The organism is Pseudomonas sp. GW456-L12 (assembly GCF_059424045.1).
The window spans coordinates 176709-192569 of sequence record NZ_JBWKZA010000007.1 but is presented as its reverse complement, the minus strand read 5'-3'; the positions used below and the strand labels follow the sequence as shown (position 1 = coordinate 192569).

Here is a 15861-nt window from a genome sequence, read left to right as displayed (position 1 = left end):
ACCCCCGGCAAGCCGAGCGGCCACGTTGAGCAGTTGGGGCTTTCAAGCACTCCCCGTAGAACGCCCGAGCCGTCTCACCGACTGCTTATCCGAAACTGCTTTTATCCGAAAAAGTCATCTAGGAGATTCACGATGCAAGCACTGGAAAAAGACTTGGACACTGAACTGCAACTGGACGATTGGTTTGAAGCAGCGACCCACGAGGCCGCGGTGGAAATGATGCAGGCCGACGCGGTAGTACCGTTCGGCACGGCGATGTGGCCTTTGTAAAAAGGGCCTTCAGGCAGGAGCGGCCCGGCGGTCGCCCCTGCCTCCGTCCGCTGTCTGTCAGGGAGGATCCATGGACAACACCGCTGCCATCCGACATTTCCTTTACTACCTCGAACACCACCCGGCCTTGGCCGAGCGTCAGAGCGCCAGGGTCCTGATCGGCCACACCGCCGAATATGCCGCCACCAGCGCCGCCATCATCGAGCAGGCCGGTGAGCCCTTCAGTTTCACAGCCCTGCGTCTCGACCTCGAACCCACCTCGGCGCTGGCCCAGGCCATCGCCGACTGCGATCTGTATATCTTCTTCTACGACTCCTCCACCCTCTCGCCGCCCCGCCCGCAAGGCCCGGAGTTCATCCAGGCGCTGCAGGGCGTGATGGCCGAGAACTGGAAGAAGTCGCTGCTGTTCAAGGACTACGGCGACTACTTCTACGACACCTTCAGCGTCGAGCCGCAACGCATCGCCGAGCTCAACGCGACCCTGATCCAGCATATGTCCGAGGCCACCACCCTGAGCTTTCGCGACGACCACGGCTCGTACTTCGAAGCGCCGCTGGACAGCATCAAGAAGTGGACCAACATCAACGGCGTGGGCAACTACGACCTGGCGCCCGGAGAAATCGCCAGCCACAGCGAGGCCATCAATGGCCGGGTGAAATTCGTCGGCACCTTCCTCGGCACCATCCCCTTCGCGCGCAAGTACGGCGTGCTGCAATCGCCGCTGGAACTGTGGATCGACAACTCCACCATCAGCCGCATCGCCACCGACGTGCCGGGGCTGGCGGAGGACTTCAACAAATACCTGGATGCCAACCCGTCCAACCGGCGCATCGAGGAACTGGGCATCGGCACCAACGAAGGGGTGAAAGACCTCTACGCGCGCAACTCGGGTTTCGAGGAGCGCCATTGCGGCCTGCACCTGGGGCTGGGCGGTGGCGCCAAGGGCAGCCATCACCTGGACCTGATCTTTGCCAGCGGGGTGCTGGCGCTGGACGACAAGCCGGTGTTCGATGGCAAGTTCGTGTTCTGAGCCTGCAGCTACATAGAGGCAAAAAAAAACGCCAACCCTGAGGTTGGCGTTTTTTCTTGTCGCTTACAGCTTGCAGCTCAAGGCTGCCTTACTCGGGCTTGCGGCGACCGAACCCCGGGCGCTGGCCGGAACCGGCCGGAGCGCCGCGGCGCTTGCCCGACGGTGCGTCCTTGTCGACCAGGACAATGCCCGGACGCTTGGACTTCGGCGCTGGCTTGGCCGGGCGCTTGGTGTCGCTCGGACGATCCGCCACTGGCGTGCCACGACCCGATTCACCCCGACCGGCAGCCGGACGCGGCGCCCGTGGAGCGCGCTCGCCATCCTGGCGTGGCGCAGGCTTGCGGCCTGGACGCTCGCCTTCGATCTGCGGCTCGCGCGACGGGCGCGGGGCACCGGCGGCAGGCGCGCCATGGGCTGGACGCAGAGTCCGCACGCGCTCGCTCTTGCCGACCGGGCGCGAGGATTTGCGCTGCATGCGTTCCAGCTTGTCCTTGCTCTTGGCGTTGAGCTGCGGCATCGCCACCGGCGTCAGGCCAACCTCGGCACTGAGGACGTCCACTTCGTACTGGCTCATTTCGCGCCAGCGGCCCATCGGCAGGTCGGAGTTGAGAAACACCGGACCGAAACGCACGCGCTTCAGGCGGCTGACCACCAGGCCCTGGGATTCCCACAGGCGACGCACTTCACGGTTGCGGCCTTCCATCACCACGCAGTGGTACCAGTGGTTGAAACCTTCACCACCGGGCGCCTGCTGGATGTCGGTGAACTTGGCCGGGCCGTCTTCGAGCATCACGCCGGCTTTCAGGCGCTCGATCATCTCGTCGTCGACTTCGCCACGCACACGTACCGCGTACTCACGGTCCATTTCATAGGACGGGTGCATCAGGCGGTTGGCCAGCTCACCGTCGGTGGTGAACATCAGCAGGCCGGTGGTGTTGATGTCGAGGCGACCGATATTGATCCAGCGGCCTTCTCGCGGACGCGGCAGCTTGTCGAACACGGTCGGACGGCCTTCCGGGTCGTCACGGGTGCAGATTTCGCCATCGGGCTTGTTGTACATGATCACGCGGCGGACCGATTCGGACGCCTCTTCGCGCTTGATCACCTTGCCATCGATGGAGATGGCGTCGTGCAGGTCGACGCGCAGGCCAAGGGTGGCCTCTTTGCCATTGACCTTGATCCGGCCCTGGCTGATCCAGGACTCTACGTCACGGCGCGAGCCGACGCCGATACGGGCGAGGACTTTCTGCAGCTTTTCGCCTGCTGGGCCGATTTCCTGTTGGTCTTGCTGATCTTCACTCATCTGGGCACCTCCCGGTGTGTCGATTCAGGCTTGAGCGGCCCGAACGGTAATAAAAACAGGTCTTGTGGCGAAGGGATCGCCAAAGGGTCGCGAATCATACGCTCATGGCGTCGGTTGCGCATCAGAGACTAGCCGATAAGTGGTGGCCTACCGATTTTTCCGCTGGCCGGTGGCAGCGCAGGCACCTGGGCGACCGAGGCGTCTCAATTGTCTTCGAGCAGGCGTCTTTCGTTCTCGATGGCCTCGGCCAGCGCCAGGGCTTCGGCCTCTTCGTCGTTCAGTTCCGGAGCCGGCGGCTCCAGTGCCGCCACGGCGGCCAGCAGCTTGGCGCGGGCTTCGGCGACGCCGAGCACATCGTCGTCGACCTCGCGCTCCTGTTCATCGTCGACATCCGCTTCGAGCTCGGCCTCGTATTCGGCCGGTGCTTCGGCTTCGGCTTCGGCTTCGGCTTCGGCTTCGGCTTCGGCTTCGGCTTCGGCTTCGATACGAGTTTGCGCTTCGGCGCTGATCTCGGCATCCACCTCGGCGCCGGCAATCACATCGTCCCCGGACGAATCGACCGCGCCATCGCGATGCAGATCGTCGAAGTCGGTCTTGATCCCCTCCTCCATCGAGTCCAGCTCCAGCAGCAAGGTGTGGAAACTGGTCTCTTCCTTCGGTTCTTCCGGCTCGGCGCTGGTGTCGGCCAGGGCTTGCAGGCTGGCGGGCACCGGCGCGTCGTCGAAGTCGAGGACCGGCTCGGTCTCGATCTCGCGCAGCTCGGCCAGCGGCGGCAGGTCGTCGAGGTTCTTCAGGTTGAAGTGATCGAGAAACGCCTTGGTGGTGGCGAACATCGCCGGCTTGCCCGGCACGTCACGGTAGCCGACCACCCGAATCCACTCGCGCTCGAGCAAGGTCTTGACGATCTGGCTGTTGACCGCCACGCCCCGCACATCCTCGATCTCGCCACGGGTGATCGGCTGGCGGTAGGCGATCAGCGCCAGGGTTTCCAGCATCGCCCGGGAGTAACGCTGGGGCCGTTCTTCCCACAGCCGACCGACCCAGGGCGCGAACTTTTCCCGCACCTGCAGGCGATAACCGGAGGCCACTTCCTTGAGTTCGAAGGCCCGCCCCTCGCAGGACTTGCCCAGAATGGTCAGGGCCTTCTTGAAGACCGCGGGGTCCGGCCGCTCGCCTTCCTCGAAAAGCTCGAACAGGCGCTCCATGGATTGCGGTTTTCCCGAGGCCAACAGAAAGGCTTCAAGCAGTGGCGCCAGCTCGCGGGGTTCATTCAGATTCATTGTTTCAGCTCGTTATTCGGCTCGCGCCCGCACATGGATAGCCGTGAAGGGCTCATTCTGTACCAGCTCGACCAGGGATTCCTTGACCAGTTCGAGGATCGCCATGAAGGTCACCACCACCCCCAGGCGTCCTTCTTGCGCGGTGAACAGCTCGACAAAGGGCACAAAACCACCGCCCTTGAGCCGCTCCAGCACCTCGCTCATGCGCTCGCGGGTGGACAGCGCCTCGCGGCTGACCTGATGGCTTTCGAACATGTCGCCACGGCGCAGCACCTCGGCCATGGACATCAGCACCTCTTCCAGGGCGACATCCGGCAACAGCTTGCGCGCCCGGGCCTCCGGGGCGTCGAGCTTGGGCACTATGACGTCGCGACCGACCCGGCTCAGGCCGTCGATGCCTTCGGCGGCGGCCTTGAAGCGCTCGTACTCCTGCAGGCGACGGATCAGTTCGGCGCGCGGGTCTTCCTCTTCCTCTTCCACCTCGGCCGAGCGCGGCAACAACATGCGCGACTTGATCTCGGCGAGCATGGCCGCCATCACCAGGTATTCGGCGGCCAGCTCCAGGCGCACCGACTGCATCAACTCGACATAGCCCATGTACTGGCGGGTGATTTCCGCCACCGGGATGTCGAGGATGTCGATGTTCTGTTTGCGGATCAGGTACAGCAGCAGGTCGAGCGGGCCTTCGAAGGCTTCGAGAAAGACTTCCAGGGCGTCCGGCGGGATGTACAGGTCCAGCGGCATTTCCATGACCGCCTGGCCATAGACCATCGCAAAGGGCAGCTCCTGCTGCGCTCCGGCCTGGTCGTCGACATGTTCCACTGCGGACATTCAGGCCTCGACCATGAAGGGAGCCGGGTCGCCGCAGCCAATACGGATCACTTCCGGCTCGCCATCGGCCAGGTTGATCACGGTGGAGGCCATGATGCCGCCAAAACCGCCATCGATGATCAGGTCGACCTGATGCTCGAGCAGTTGGCGCATTTCATAAGGGTCGTTCATCGGCTCGGTTTCGCCGGGCATGATCAGGCTGACGCTCATCAGCGGCTCGCCGAGTTCGGCCAGCAGCGCCAGGGCGATCGGATGGCTCGGCACCCGCAGGCCGATGGTGCGTTTCTTCGGGTGCAGCAACAGCCGTGGCACTTCGCGGGTGGCGTTGAGGATGAAGGTATAAGGCCCAGGCAGATGCGCCTTGAGCAGGCGAAAGGTGCCGGTATCGATCTTGGCGAACAGGCCCAGCTGCGACAGGTCGCTGCAGATCAGCGCGAAGTTGTGTTTGTCATCCAGTTGCCGCAGGCGCCGCACACGCTCGACCGCACTCTTGTCGCCGATCTGGCAGCCAATGGCGTAGGACGAGTCGGTCGGGTAGATCACCACGCCCCCTGAGCGGATGATTTCGACAGCCTGTTTGATCAGGCGCGGTTGCGGGTTTTCCGGATGAATCTGGAAAAATTGACTCACATTCTCTACCTGTTCAGACGGCGGCAATAATTGGGTCATGTTTGAACCGACACCAGAGCGGCGGCAGATCCTCCGGAACCGGGCGATATTCGCCTATCTCGGACCAGCCTCCAGGGCCATGAAAATCACTGCCGGCGCTCACCAGCAGACCGAACTCCCGAGCAAGGATGGCCAGGCTGCCCACCTGCTCGGCGGGTTGATGGCCGTTGACCACCTCGATCGCGTGGCCACCTGCTTGAATATAGTCGGCAATCAGGCGGCGACGTTTGCTGCGGGTGAAATCGTAATGCCAGGGATGCGCCAGGCTGACCCAGGCCCCCGCCGCGCGCAACGTCTCGACGGTTTCCTCGAGGGTCGGCCAGTGCTGCTTGACGTCGCCCAGCTTGCCGGCCCCCAGCCATTTGCGAAAAGCTTCGGCGCGGTCCTTCACGAAACCGGCGCGCACCAGGTAATCGGCGAAGTGCGGCCGGGCCGGCGCATTGCCGCTGTCGCCCAGTTCCTGCTGGATCGCCCGGGCCCCTTCGAGGGCGCCCGGCATGCCTTTGAGCGCCAGCTTGCGGCTTATTTCTTCGGACCGCAGCCAGCGACCGTCGTGCAATTTGCCGATGGCTTCGACCAATGACGGCGCATTGACGTCGAAGCCGTAGCCCAGCACATGAATGGTCGCCCCACCCCAGGTGCAGGACAATTCGACGCCATTGACCAGTTGCATGCCCAGTTCATGGGCCGCCAGGCGCGCCTCGTCGAGGCCTTCCAGGGTGTCATGATCGGTCAGGGCCAGGACTCGCACGCCTTTCTCGAACGCACGCGCAACCAGAGCCGCGGGCGCCAGGGCGCCATCGGAGGCCGTGCTGTGGCAGTGCAAATCAACATTCACGGGACTGTTCAACCTCAAGTCAGCTGGCGCTTTCGCTACCATGGATGTTTGTTATTATGCCGCCACATCCTGCTTCTGGCTGCCACTGTGAAACAATTCATCGACTTCATCCCGCTGTTCCTGTTTTTCATCGTCTACAAAATCGATCCCCGAGTCGTCGACATTGCCGGTCAACAACTGACCGTAGGCGGTATCTACAGCGCCACGGCGGTGTTGATCATCAGTTCCCTGGTGGTCTACGGCGCGCTGTTCATCTCCCAGCGCAAGCTGGAGAAAAGCCAGTGGCTGACCCTGGTCGCCTGCCTGGTGTTCGGCAGCCTGACCCTGGCCTTCCACAGCGAGACCTTCCTCAAGTGGAAGGCGCCGGTGGTCAACTGGCTGTTCGCCCTGGCCTTTATCGGCAGCCATTTCATCGGCGACCGCCTGCTGATCAAGCGCATCATGGGCCACGCGCTGAGCCTGCCGGATCCGGTCTGGACCCGCCTGAACATCGCCTGGATCGCCTTCTTCCTGTTCTGCGGCGCCGCCAACCTGTTTGTCGCCTTCACCTTCCAGAGCATCTGGGTCGACTTCAAGGTCTTCGGCAGCCTGGGCATGACCGTGCTGTTCCTGGTCGGCCAGGGCATCTACCTGTCGCGCCATCTTCACGACACCGAACCCACCACGTCGAAAACCGAGGACTGACATGCTTTACGCAATCATTGCTACAGACGTCGCCAACTCCCTGGAAAACCGCCTGGCCGCGCGCCCGGCGCATCTGGAGCGGTTGCAGCAGCTCAAGGCCGAAGGTCGCGTGGTACTGGCCGGGCCACACCCTGCCGTCGACAGCAATGATCCTGGCGCCGCGGGCTTCACCGGCAGCCTGATCGTCGCCGAATTCGACTCGCTGAGCGCCGCCCAGGCCTGGGCCGACGCCGACCCTTACGTCGTCGCCGGTGTCTATGCCAACGTCGTGGTCAAGCCGTTCAAGCAAGTCCTGCCGTAAATCCTCTCCCCCGCGGTGAACCTTATCGGTTCATCGCGCTCTCAATCGCTCATTATTCTCGTTTGACTGCCGACAACCTGCCCAACACTCGATTGGAATCAGGAGTTGCGATGCGCCAAGGTCTGTTGTGCCTGTTGTTGGTCATGTTAACGATCGGGGCGAGCGCCTCCGCCGAAGAAACCACGGACCCTGGGCATTCGACGCCTTTGTCCCTGAGTGCCGGCAGCCAGATCAACGAATTGCAGCAGCGCCTCAAAGACAGCGAGCGCCAGCGTGAAGAGCTGACCCGACAATTGCAGGGTGCCGACAGCGAGCGCGAAAGCGCCCAGCTGAGCCGCCTGCGCCAGGAGAATCAGCGCCTCAAGCTGCAACTGCGCGAAGTCCAGGCCAGTTCCGTGCCGCGCCTGCTGACCGACCAGCAACAGTGGTTCGTCACCGGCGCCGGGGTAGCGCTATTGGCCCTGCTCTGCGGTATCTTCGCCAGTGGTGGACATAGAAAGCGTCGACAATGGCTAAATTGAGTGATTCATGAGCGACCTGTTACTGATTGACGATGACCAGGAGCTCTGCGAGCTCCTGACCAGTTGGCTGGGCCAGGAGGGTTTTCAGGTACGGGCCTGCCACGATGGCCTGAGCGCTCGTCGCGCCCTGGCCGATCACGCCCCGGCGGCGGTGGTGCTGGACGTGATGCTGCCCGACGGCAGCGGCCTGGAACTGCTCAAGCAACTGCGCAGCGACCACCCGGACTTGCCGGTGCTGATGCTCTCGGCCCGCGGCGAGCCCCTGGACCGCATCCTCGGCCTGGAGCTGGGCGCCGACGACTACCTGGCCAAACCCTGCGACCCGCGTGAACTGACCGCCCGCCTGCGCGCTGTGCTGCGCCGCAGCCACCCGACCGCGGTGTCCAGCCAGATGGAGCTGGGCGACCTGTGTTTCAGCCCGGTGCGCGGCGTGGTCAGCATCGACGAACAGGACATCACCCTCACCGTTTCCGAAAGCCGCCTGCTGGAAGCCTTGCTCAAGCAACCGGGCGAACCGCTGGACAAGCAGGAACTGGCGCAGATCGCCCTGGGCCGCAAGCTGACCCTGTACGACCGCAGCCTGGACATGCACGTCAGCAACCTGCGCAAGAAGATCGGCCCGCACCCCGACGGCCGCCCGCGCATCGTCGCCCTGCGCAGCCGCGGCTACTACTACAGCCTCTGATCCTGAACAGATCCCTGGTCCTGCAGCTGCTGCCGCAGGCTGCGATAGGGCCGCCGCCGTCCTGCATTCGCAAGATCCCCGCGAGCGTACCGGTCGTTCGCAGCCTCGCGGGCTCGGCGGCGGCTACAGGGGTTATGTCAGTTTCGCCAAAAAACGTCTTTACCCAAGCTTTACCCTTCGCTGACCGCCGCTGACCTTGCTCTGCGTAATCTGCACACATCCGGAACTGACCGGGAATGAGACAAGGAGATACACCATGCGCAAGACCCTGATCGCTCTGATGTTCGCCGCCGCCCTGCCGACCGTGGCCATGGCCATGCCGGAAGGCGCAGGCCCCATGGGGCCGATGGATGGCCCGCGCCACAGCGAACACATGCGGGGCAAAGGCCCTTACAGCCAGCTGGACCTGAGCCACGAACAGCGCCAGCAGATCCGCAAGCTGATGGGTGAGCAGATGCACGAGCGCAAGCAGCTGGTGCAGAAGTACCTGGAAAAACTGTCGCCGGCCGACCAGAAAGCCATGAAGGACGAGATCGCCGCCAAGCGCCAGAAAACCGAAGCCGATATCCGCGCCCTGCTCAAGCCGGAACAACAGAAAGAGTTTGACGCCATCCAGAAGAAACACGCCGAGCGCCGCGCCGAATGGGCCGAGTTCAAGGCCTGGAAAGCGCAACAGCCGCAAAAAGCGCAATAATGCTTTAGCGCTTATCCCACAGCCCAGTGGCGCCCCCACTGGGCTTTCCTTGTTTGAGGACTTTCCGTGCGTTCATTGTTCTGGCGCATCCTCGCCAGCTTCTGGCTGGCTATCACCCTGGTTGCAGGGCTGTCGATTCTGCTTGGCCACATGCTGAACCAGGATGCCTGGATCCTCAGTCGCCATCCGGGCCTCAATACCCTGGCCGAAGAGTGGACGCGCACCTACGAAGAACAAGGCGAAGACGCCGCCCAGGAGATCCTGGAGCAGCGCAAGCACCAGTATCACGTCAACGTGCAAGTGCTTAACGACGCCGGCGACCCGGTGGTCCGTGGCACCTTCCCGCGCCGCGCGGCCGCCTTGGAGGCCCGGCAGAACAACGATGACCGGCGCCTGCCCTGGCGGCGCCTGACCGCCGAATACACCAGCCCGAAAACCGGCGAGACCTACCTGCTGATCTACCGCATCCCCCATCCGGAACTGGACGCCTGGCACCGCGACAGCCTGCTGTGGCCGCTGAGTGCCCTGACCATCGCGCTGGTGGTACTGACCCTGTTCAGCCTGCTGGTAACCCTGTCCATCACCCGCCCCCTCAGCCGTTTACGCGGTGCGGTGCATGACCTGGGACAGGCCACCTACCAACAGAACAGCCTGGCTCGCCTGGCCGCCCGCCGCGACGAGTTCGGCGTGCTGGCCAAGGACTTCAACCGCATGGGCTCGCGCCTGCAAAGCCTGATCGGCAGCCAGCGCCAACTGCTGCGCGACGTCTCCCACGAGCTGCGCTCGCCTCTGGCGCGCCTGCGCATCGCCCTGGCGCTGGCCGAGCGCGCCACGGTCGAGGAGCGCGAGCGCCTGTGGCCGCGCCTGACCCGCGAGTGCGATCGCCTGGAAGCGCTGATCAGCGAAATCCTGGTGCTGGCCCGGGTCGATGCCGACAACGCCAGCGCCGAAGAGGTGGACCTCAACGCCCTGCTCGATAACCTGCAGAAGGATGCCCAACTGGCCTGCCCGGAACAGCCGGTGAACATCCAGGCCGAATCGCAACTCAGCCTCAAGGGCTGGCCGACCATGATCGAGCGGGCGGTGGACAATCTGCTGCGCAATGCCCAGCGCTTCAACCCGGCCGGACAGCCGATCGAAGTACAGGCATTGCGTCAGGGGGACAGGATTGTGCTCAGCGTCCGCGATCACGGCCCCGGTGTGGAGGCCGAACATTTGCGCCAGCTGGGGGAACCCTTCTACCGCGCCCCAGGCCAGACCGCGCCGGGTCACGGGCTGGGCCTGGCCATCGCCCGACGCGCCGCGGAACGCCATGGCGGCAGCCTGACCCTGGACAATCATCCGCAGGGTGGTTTTATCGCCAGCCTGGAGTTGCCGTTGGTGCCAGGCGTTAGCGCTCAGGCCTGAAAAGCATCGCGGTCCGACTTGCCCGCGATTGGCTATCCGCTACACCGCGACTCTAGGATCAGGCCTTGCCCGACCAGGCGCTGACGAACTCCGCCGTATCCACCTTGGGCGCGACCCGTGGCTCGTTCAGCGGTGTGCCCAGGTACAGGAAGGCGATGATCTCTTCACCTTCGCCCAGGCCAAGGCCCTTGGCGACATGGGGCGAATAGGACAGCTCGCCGGTACGCCACACCGCACCGATACCCTGGGCATAGGCCGCCAGCAGGATGCCATGGGCGGCACAGCCGGCCGCCAGCCGTTGCTCCGACTTCGGCACCTTGACGTGTTCCTGCAGGCGAGCCACCACAACCACCACCAACGGCGCGCGCAATGGCATGGCACGGGCCTTGTCCAGGGCCGCCTGGGTCACTTCGCCCCCCTGCAATTGCACCGCTTCCACCAGCAGCTCGCCCAACTGCTCGCGGGCCGCGCCTTCCACCGTCAGAAAGCGCCACGGCCGCAACTGGCCATGATCCGGGGCGCGCAATGCCGCCGCGAACAGCGCTTCACGTTGCGCCGCCGTCGGCGCCGGGTCCACCAGACGCGGTACGGAAACACGGTTGAGCAATGCGTCGAGAGCCTCCATCGGCCACCTCCTGAAAAAAATGTCCGGCCATTCTACCGGGAAGTGCCTTCCGGGTGCCGGTTTACATGCTCTGCGCCGCAGGTAGAATGGCGCCCTCCTTATCAGCCCCGAGCGGACCTCATGGCGTTGCCGACCCTACGGATCATTGGTTTCATCATCGGCATTTTCCTGATCACCCTGGCCATCGCCATGGTCATTCCGATGGCGACGCTGGTGCTGTTCGAACGCACCGGCGACCTGCCGTCGTTCCTCTGGGCCAGCATGATCACCTTCGTCGCCGGCCTGGCCCTGGTGATACCGGGGCGCCCGGAACATGTGCACCTGCGTCCGCGGGACATGTACCTGCTGACGGTGTCCAGCTGGGTGGTGGTGTGCATCTTCGCCGCCCTGCCGTTTTTGCTGACCCAGCACATCAGCTACACCGACTCGTTCTTTGAAAGCATGTCCGGCATCACCGCCACCGGCGCCACCGTGCTCAGCGGCCTGGACAACATGTCGCCGGGCATCCTGATGTGGCGCTCCCTGTTGCACTGGCTCGGCGGCATCGGCTTCATCGGCATGGCGGTGGCGATCCTGCCGCTGCTGCGCATCGGTGGCATGCGCCTGTTCCAGACCGAATCCTCGGACCGTTCGGAAAAGGTCATGCCGCGTTCGCACATGGTGGCGCGGCTGATCGTGGCGGCGTATGTCGGCATCACCATTCTCGGCAGCCTGGCCTTCTGGTGGGCCGGGATGAGCCTGTTCGACGCGATCAACCACGCGATGTCGGCGATTTCCACCGGCGGCTTCTCCACGTCCGACAGCTCGCTGGCGCACTGGCCGCAACCGGCGGTGCACTGGGTGGCGGTGGTGGTGATGATCCTCGGTAGCCTGCCGTTCACCCTGTACGTCGCCACCCTGCGCGGCAACCGCCGGGCGCTGATCAAGGACCAGCAGGTCCAGGGCCTGCTCGGGATGCTGTTGGTGACCTGGCTGGTGCTCGGCACCTGGTACTGGTGGACCACCCAGCTGCATTGGCTGGAAGCCCTGCGTCACGTTGCGCTGAACGTCACGTCGGTGGTCACCACCACCGGTTTCGCCCTGGGCGACTACAGCCTGTGGGGCAACTTCTCGCTGATGCTGTTCTTTTACCTGGGCTTCGTCGGCGGCTGTTCCGGCTCGACCGCCGGCGGGATCAAGATTTTCCGCTTCCAGGTCGCCTATATCCTGCTCAAGGCCAACTTGAACCAGCTGATCCACCCGCGCGCGGTGATCAAGCAGAAGTACAACGGTCACCGTCTCGACGAGGAAATCGTCCGTTCGATCCTGACCTTCTCGTTCTTCTTCGCCATCACCATCTGCGTGATCGCCCTGGCGCTGTCGCTGCTGGGTGTGGACTGGATGACCGCCCTGACCGGCGCGGCCAGTACGGTGTCGGGGGTCGGCCCGGGCCTGGGCGAAACCATCGGCCCGGCCGGCAACTTCGCCACCCTGCCGGACGCCGCCAAGTGGATTCTGTCCCTGGGCATGCTGCTCGGCCGGTTGGAAATCATCACCGTATTCGTGCTGTGTATTCCGGCATTCTGGCGTCACTGACAGCGGCCCCGGACTCCTGCAATCGCGCCCGGTATTCGCCGGGCGTGGCATCGAACCAGCGGCGGAAAGCGCGGAAAAAATTGCTCGGGTCGGCAAACCCCAACAGATAGGCAATCTCCAGCAGGGTCATGCTCGGCTGCGCCAGGTACTGCTCGGCCAGCTCACGCCGGGTGTCGTCGAGCAGGGTCTGGAAACTGGTGCCCTCCTCCTGCAGACGCCGTTGCAGGGTGCGCTGGGACAGGTGCAGGGTCTGGGCCACGGCTTCGCGCTTCGGCTCACCCTGGGGCAACAACCGGCACAGCGCCTGGCGCGCCTTGTGCGTCACCCGGCTTTCGGAGAAGCGCGCCAGGTACTCACCGGCGAAGCGGTCATGCAGCCGCGCCATGGCTTCATTGGCGGTCGGCAACGGCGCCTCCATATCGGCCCGCTCGAAAATCAATCCATCGTAAGGCGCGTTGAACACCAGCGGCGCATGAAACGCCTGCTTGTAGGGCTCCAGATCAACCGGCACCGCCCCCTGCATCAGGACCTGGCGCGGCTGCAGCGTACGCCCGGTCAGCCAGCCACACAGCGCCAGCGCACAGGCCAGCGAAGCCTCGGCACTTTGCCGGGTCGGCGGCAGATGATCGCCGTGCACCGTCAGAATCAACGCATAACCTTCAGGTAAAAGTCGGAAACTCAGATCAGCGCTTTCCGCGATGATCCGCTGATAGCGCACCAAACGCTGGAAACCCTCGACCAGGGTACGACTGGACATCAGGGCATACCCGGCCACGTTGAAGGAGGCCGGTCGCACCACCTTGCCCATGTTCAGGCCGATCGCCGGGTTGCCGGACTGCTCCACCGCACGCTGCCAGAGACGCGTCATCGAGTCCTGGGGGAAGCGTGCGTCCGGGTCGTCCAGCGCGGCATAGTCGAGCCCGATCTGCTTGAACAATGCACGGCAATCCAGGCCGTCCATCTCCAGAGCTTTGACAATTCCCATCGCCCAGCTTGCAGAAGTCGTTCGTTCGCTCATGGTGGGTTCTTTTACATGATGAGCCGCATGCTACGGCCGATTTCCCAAGGATACTAAAGTGGCGCCTATTGTCACTGGCCCCAGCCATTGATGACTCTAGACTCAAATAAGCTCCCCGCAGAGCGTCCCGCTGGCAGAACAACAACCACAGAGATCGCAGTCGTGGATAACATCAAGCAATTCAACAGCTTCGCCGAGTTCTATCCGTATTACCTGAGCGAACACAGCAACAGCACCTGCCGCCGCCTGCACTTCGTGGGCACGACCCTGGTGATCTTCATCCTCGCCTTCGCCATCGGCAAAGGCGCCTGGCTATTGCTGCTGGCCCTGCCGGTGGCCGGCTACAGCTTCGCCTGGGCCGGTCATTTCTTCTTCGAGAAGAACCGCCCGGCCACCTTCCAGCATCCGCTCTACAGCCTTGTGGGCGATTTCGTCATGTACCGCGACATGCTGACCGGCAAGGTGCCGTTCTAGGCCTGGCCGGACAGCAAGCCGTCCTGCACAGCCAGTGCAGGATTGGATCCAAGGCATAGACTCCCATCGTTGCGCAGAAAACAATAAGAGGATGGCCGATGAACGCTCACGCCCGTTTCACCCACATGAAGGATGGCACCCAGGAAGACTGGGCGATCATCGCCGCGGATTTCAGTGCCTACGCCAAGCAGTTGCCGGCGCGCATCGTGGCGCACCTGAAGTTGCTCGAGGGCGATTTTGGCGGCTTCCCGGTGGACCGCCTGACCCACTCGCTGCAAACCGCCAGCCGAGCCTGGCATGACGGCCGCGACGAGGAATACGTGGTCTGTGCCCTGCTCCACGACATCGGCGACACCCTGGGTTCCTACAATCACCCGGACATCGCCGCGGCGATCCTCAAGCCCTTCGTCAGCCCCGAGAACCTGTGGATGGTGGAGAAGCACGGGATCTTCCAGGGCTACTACTTCTTCCATCACCTGGGCATGGACCGGCACCTGCGCGAGCAATTCAAGGACCACCCGCTGTATCTGCAGACCGCCGAATTCTGTGCCAAGTACGACGCCGCGGCGTTCGATCCAGACTACGACAGCCTGCCCCTGAGCTTTTTCGAACCCATGCTCGAACGCCTGTTCGCCCAGCCGAAAAACTCGATCTACAAGGCGGCCATAAAGGAACACGCACCGGCCTGAGGCCTGCTGCGCAAGCTATCGCGGGCAAGTCGGACGCCGCCGCTCGCTCCTACAGAGTACGCGGCATCTGTAGGAGCGAGGCTTGCCCGCGATAACGTCAAATCAGGCGACCAAAGCCTCAAGCCAGCTCCGCGACCTTGGCCAGTTCGGCCTTGCGCTGCGCCTCCCGCGCCTGGGCATCGGCCAGGCGATACAGCTCGATGGTGCCGTCCCAATGCTCGATCAGGGCGGTGCACGACTCGACCCAATCCCCGCAGTTGAGGTAGTCCACCTCGCCGACCTTGCGGATCTCGGCATGGTGAATGTGCCCGCACACCACGCCGTGCAACTCGCGCTTCACGCATTCGTGAGCGATGGCTTCCTCGAAGTCGCTGATAAAGCTGACCGCGGTCTTGACCTTGTGCTTAAGGTAGGCCGACAACGACCAGTAACCGTAGCCGTAGCGCGCCCGCCAGTGATTGAGCCAGCGATTGAGGGTCAGGGTGAACTCGTAGGCCGAGTCGCCGAGAAAGGCCAGCCAGCGATGGTAGCGGGTGATGACATCGAACTGGTCGCCATGGATCACCAGCAGGTGCCGGCCGTCGGCTGTGACATGCACCGCCTCGTCCACCAACTGGATATTGCCCAGGATCAGCTTCGAATAACGGCGCAGGAATTCGTCGTGGTTGCCGGTGACATAGATCACCTCGGTGCCGCGCTTGCTCATGGTCAGCAGGCGGCGGATGACGTTGGTGTGTGCCTGGGGCCAGTACATGCCGCCGCGCAGCTTCCAGCCGTCGATGATGTCGCCGACCAGGTAGATCCGGTCGGCGTGATAGCCCTTGAGGAACTGCGACAGATGCTCCGCCTGGCAGTCCCGGGTGCCCAGATGCACATCGGAAATCCACAGGGTGCGCACGCGTTGTTTACGGCTGGGTCTGGCGAGTTCGGCACTGGTCATGGGCACGCTCCTGCATTTTCTGCGAGC

The 15861-nt window shown here is 63.6% G+C and carries 19 protein-coding genes; 11 read left to right on the top strand and 8 right to left on the bottom strand.

What is annotated here, in order from left to right; genetic code table 11:
- The first annotated feature begins 132 nt into the window (after positions 1-132).
- Together AC07Y9_RS11800 and AC07Y9_RS11795 are read left to right on the top strand one after the other, a co-directional pair.
- Complete coding sequence (locus tag AC07Y9_RS11800; protein ID WP_007930088.1) at positions 133-270, top strand: hypothetical protein; 138 nt, start codon at positions 133-135, stop codon at positions 268-270.
- 70 nt (positions 271-340) lie between these two features.
- A complete protein-coding gene (locus tag AC07Y9_RS11795; RefSeq protein WP_102678491.1) occupies positions 341-1300 on the top strand; it encodes a CgnE/CgnB domain-containing protein in 960 nt (319 codons plus the stop codon).
- A gap of 88 nt (positions 1301-1388) precedes the next feature.
- Here AC07Y9_RS11795 and rluB read toward each other — a convergent pair whose 3' ends face one another.
- The 5 genes from rluB to AC07Y9_RS11770 all read right to left on the bottom strand — a co-directional run bounded on the left by rluB (position 1389) and on the right by AC07Y9_RS11770 (position 6221).
- Entirely contained in the window at positions 1389-2603 is a 1215-nt protein-coding gene (gene rluB, locus AC07Y9_RS11790) for a 23S rRNA pseudouridine(2605) synthase RluB (protein WP_007930085.1), read from the bottom strand.
- A 203-nt stretch (positions 2604-2806) separates the two neighbouring features.
- Complete coding sequence (gene scpB, locus AC07Y9_RS11785; protein ID WP_102690478.1) at positions 2807-3883, bottom strand: SMC-Scp complex subunit ScpB; 1077 nt, start codon at positions 3881-3883, stop codon at positions 2807-2809.
- A gap of 12 nt (positions 3884-3895) precedes the next feature.
- Entirely contained in the window at positions 3896-4714 is an 819-nt protein-coding gene (locus AC07Y9_RS11780) for a segregation and condensation protein A (protein ID WP_053260089.1), read from the bottom strand.
- Positions 4715-5344, bottom strand: a complete 630-nt coding sequence (locus AC07Y9_RS11775; RefSeq protein ID WP_009042694.1) for an L-threonylcarbamoyladenylate synthase — start codon at positions 5342-5344, stop codon at positions 4715-4717.
- Positions 5345-5357: 13 nt separating this feature from the next.
- A complete protein-coding gene (locus tag AC07Y9_RS11770) occupies positions 5358-6221 on the bottom strand; it encodes a PHP domain-containing protein (RefSeq protein ID WP_007930079.1) in 864 nt (287 codons plus the stop codon).
- Positions 6222-6308: 87 nt separating this feature from the next.
- Here AC07Y9_RS11770 and AC07Y9_RS11765 point away from each other — a divergent pair, with 87 nt between their 5' ends.
- From AC07Y9_RS11765 to AC07Y9_RS11740, 6 genes are all read left to right on the top strand, one after another.
- Complete coding sequence (locus AC07Y9_RS11765) at positions 6309-6905, top strand: septation protein A (protein WP_053260088.1); 597 nt, start codon at positions 6309-6311, stop codon at positions 6903-6905.
- Position 6906: 1 nt separating this feature from the next.
- On the top strand, positions 6907-7206 hold the full coding sequence (locus tag AC07Y9_RS11760) for a YciI family protein (protein ID WP_102679189.1): 300 nt from the start codon (positions 6907-6909) through the stop codon (positions 7204-7206).
- A 110-nt stretch (positions 7207-7316) separates the two neighbouring features.
- Complete coding sequence (locus tag AC07Y9_RS11755) at positions 7317-7727, top strand: SH3 domain-containing protein (protein ID WP_007930076.1); 411 nt, start codon at positions 7317-7319, stop codon at positions 7725-7727.
- A gap of 7 nt (positions 7728-7734) precedes the next feature.
- Positions 7735-8412 (top strand): response regulator transcription factor, encoded by a 678-nt coding sequence (locus AC07Y9_RS11750; RefSeq protein WP_007930075.1) that lies wholly within the window; start codon positions 7735-7737, stop codon positions 8410-8412.
- A gap of 256 nt (positions 8413-8668) precedes the next feature.
- Positions 8669-9106, top strand: a complete 438-nt coding sequence (locus AC07Y9_RS11745; RefSeq protein WP_016702278.1) for a Spy/CpxP family protein refolding chaperone — start codon at positions 8669-8671, stop codon at positions 9104-9106.
- A gap of 66 nt (positions 9107-9172) precedes the next feature.
- Positions 9173-10513: a sensor histidine kinase gene (locus AC07Y9_RS11740; protein ID WP_102679190.1), complete on the top strand. Its 1341-nt coding sequence runs from the start codon at positions 9173-9175 to the stop codon at positions 10511-10513.
- A gap of 58 nt (positions 10514-10571) precedes the next feature.
- Here the strand turns inward: AC07Y9_RS11740 and AC07Y9_RS11735 are convergent, their stop codons facing one another.
- Positions 10572-11138 carry a nitroreductase family protein gene (locus tag AC07Y9_RS11735; RefSeq protein ID WP_007929740.1) on the bottom strand — a complete coding sequence of 189 codons (567 nt, stop codon included), beginning with the start codon at positions 11136-11138 and terminating at the stop codon, positions 10572-10574.
- A 120-nt stretch (positions 11139-11258) separates the two neighbouring features.
- Here AC07Y9_RS11735 and AC07Y9_RS11730 point away from each other — a divergent pair, with 120 nt between their 5' ends.
- Entirely contained in the window at positions 11259-12713 is a 1455-nt protein-coding gene (locus tag AC07Y9_RS11730) for a TrkH family potassium uptake protein (protein WP_007929741.1), read from the top strand.
- On the opposite strand, the gene AC07Y9_RS11725 is transcribed toward AC07Y9_RS11730, so the two are convergent.
- The gene (locus AC07Y9_RS11725) at positions 12670-13731 is read right to left on the bottom strand and encodes an AraC family transcriptional regulator (protein ID WP_102679191.1); all 1062 of its coding nucleotides are present in this window, start codon (positions 13729-13731) and stop codon (positions 12670-12672) included. The two genes, AC07Y9_RS11730 and AC07Y9_RS11725, sit on opposite strands and share 44 nt — an antisense overlap.
- Before the next feature lie 162 nt (positions 13732-13893).
- Between AC07Y9_RS11725 and AC07Y9_RS11720 the strand changes: the two genes are divergently transcribed.
- Together AC07Y9_RS11720 and AC07Y9_RS11715 are read left to right on the top strand one after the other, a co-directional pair.
- A complete protein-coding gene (locus AC07Y9_RS11720) occupies positions 13894-14205 on the top strand; it encodes an Mpo1-like protein (RefSeq protein ID WP_102679192.1) in 312 nt (103 codons plus the stop codon).
- A 98-nt stretch (positions 14206-14303) separates the two neighbouring features.
- Positions 14304-14894, top strand: a complete 591-nt coding sequence (locus tag AC07Y9_RS11715) for an HD domain-containing protein (protein WP_087088946.1) — start codon at positions 14304-14306, stop codon at positions 14892-14894.
- A gap of 118 nt (positions 14895-15012) precedes the next feature.
- Here the strand turns inward: AC07Y9_RS11715 and AC07Y9_RS11710 are convergent, their stop codons facing one another.
- Positions 15013-15834 carry a UDP-2,3-diacylglucosamine diphosphatase gene (locus AC07Y9_RS11710; protein ID WP_009042684.1) on the bottom strand — a complete coding sequence of 274 codons (822 nt, stop codon included), beginning with the start codon at positions 15832-15834 and terminating at the stop codon, positions 15013-15015.
- Positions 15835-15861 lie beyond the last annotated feature (27 nt).

Bases quoted from the DNA above. Each gene is read 5' to 3' on its own strand.
- AC07Y9_RS11800 (WP_007930088.1), top strand. From the start codon at position 133: ATGCAAGCACTGGAAAAAGACTTGGACACTGAACTGCAACTGGACGAT.
- AC07Y9_RS11795 (WP_102678491.1), top strand. From the start codon at position 341: ATGGACAACACCGCTGCCATCCGACATTTCCTTTACTACCTCGAACAC.
- rluB (WP_007930085.1), bottom strand. From the start codon at position 2,603: ATGAGTGAAGATCAGCAAGACCAACAGGAAATCGGCCCAGCAGGCGAA.
- scpB (WP_102690478.1), bottom strand. From the start codon at position 3,883: ATGAATCTGAATGAACCCCGCGAGCTGGCGCCACTGCTTGAAGCCTTT.
- AC07Y9_RS11780 (WP_053260089.1), bottom strand. From the start codon at position 4,714: ATGTCCGCAGTGGAACATGTCGACGACCAGGCCGGAGCGCAGCAGGAG.
- AC07Y9_RS11760 (WP_102679189.1), top strand. From the start codon at position 6,907: ATGCTTTACGCAATCATTGCTACAGACGTCGCCAACTCCCTGGAAAAC.
- AC07Y9_RS11755 (WP_007930076.1), top strand. From the start codon at position 7,317: ATGCGCCAAGGTCTGTTGTGCCTGTTGTTGGTCATGTTAACGATCGGG.
- AC07Y9_RS11750 (WP_007930075.1), top strand. From the start codon at position 7,735: ATGAGCGACCTGTTACTGATTGACGATGACCAGGAGCTCTGCGAGCTC.
- AC07Y9_RS11745 (WP_016702278.1), top strand. From the start codon at position 8,669: ATGCGCAAGACCCTGATCGCTCTGATGTTCGCCGCCGCCCTGCCGACC.
- AC07Y9_RS11735 (WP_007929740.1), bottom strand. From the start codon at position 11,138: ATGGAGGCTCTCGACGCATTGCTCAACCGTGTTTCCGTACCGCGTCTG.
- AC07Y9_RS11730 (WP_007929741.1), top strand. From the start codon at position 11,259: ATGGCGTTGCCGACCCTACGGATCATTGGTTTCATCATCGGCATTTTC.
- AC07Y9_RS11725 (WP_102679191.1), bottom strand. From the start codon at position 13,731: ATGAGCGAACGAACGACTTCTGCAAGCTGGGCGATGGGAATTGTCAAA.
- AC07Y9_RS11715 (WP_087088946.1), top strand. From the start codon at position 14,304: ATGAACGCTCACGCCCGTTTCACCCACATGAAGGATGGCACCCAGGAA.
- AC07Y9_RS11710 (WP_009042684.1), bottom strand. From the start codon at position 15,834: ATGACCAGTGCCGAACTCGCCAGACCCAGCCGTAAACAACGCGTGCGC.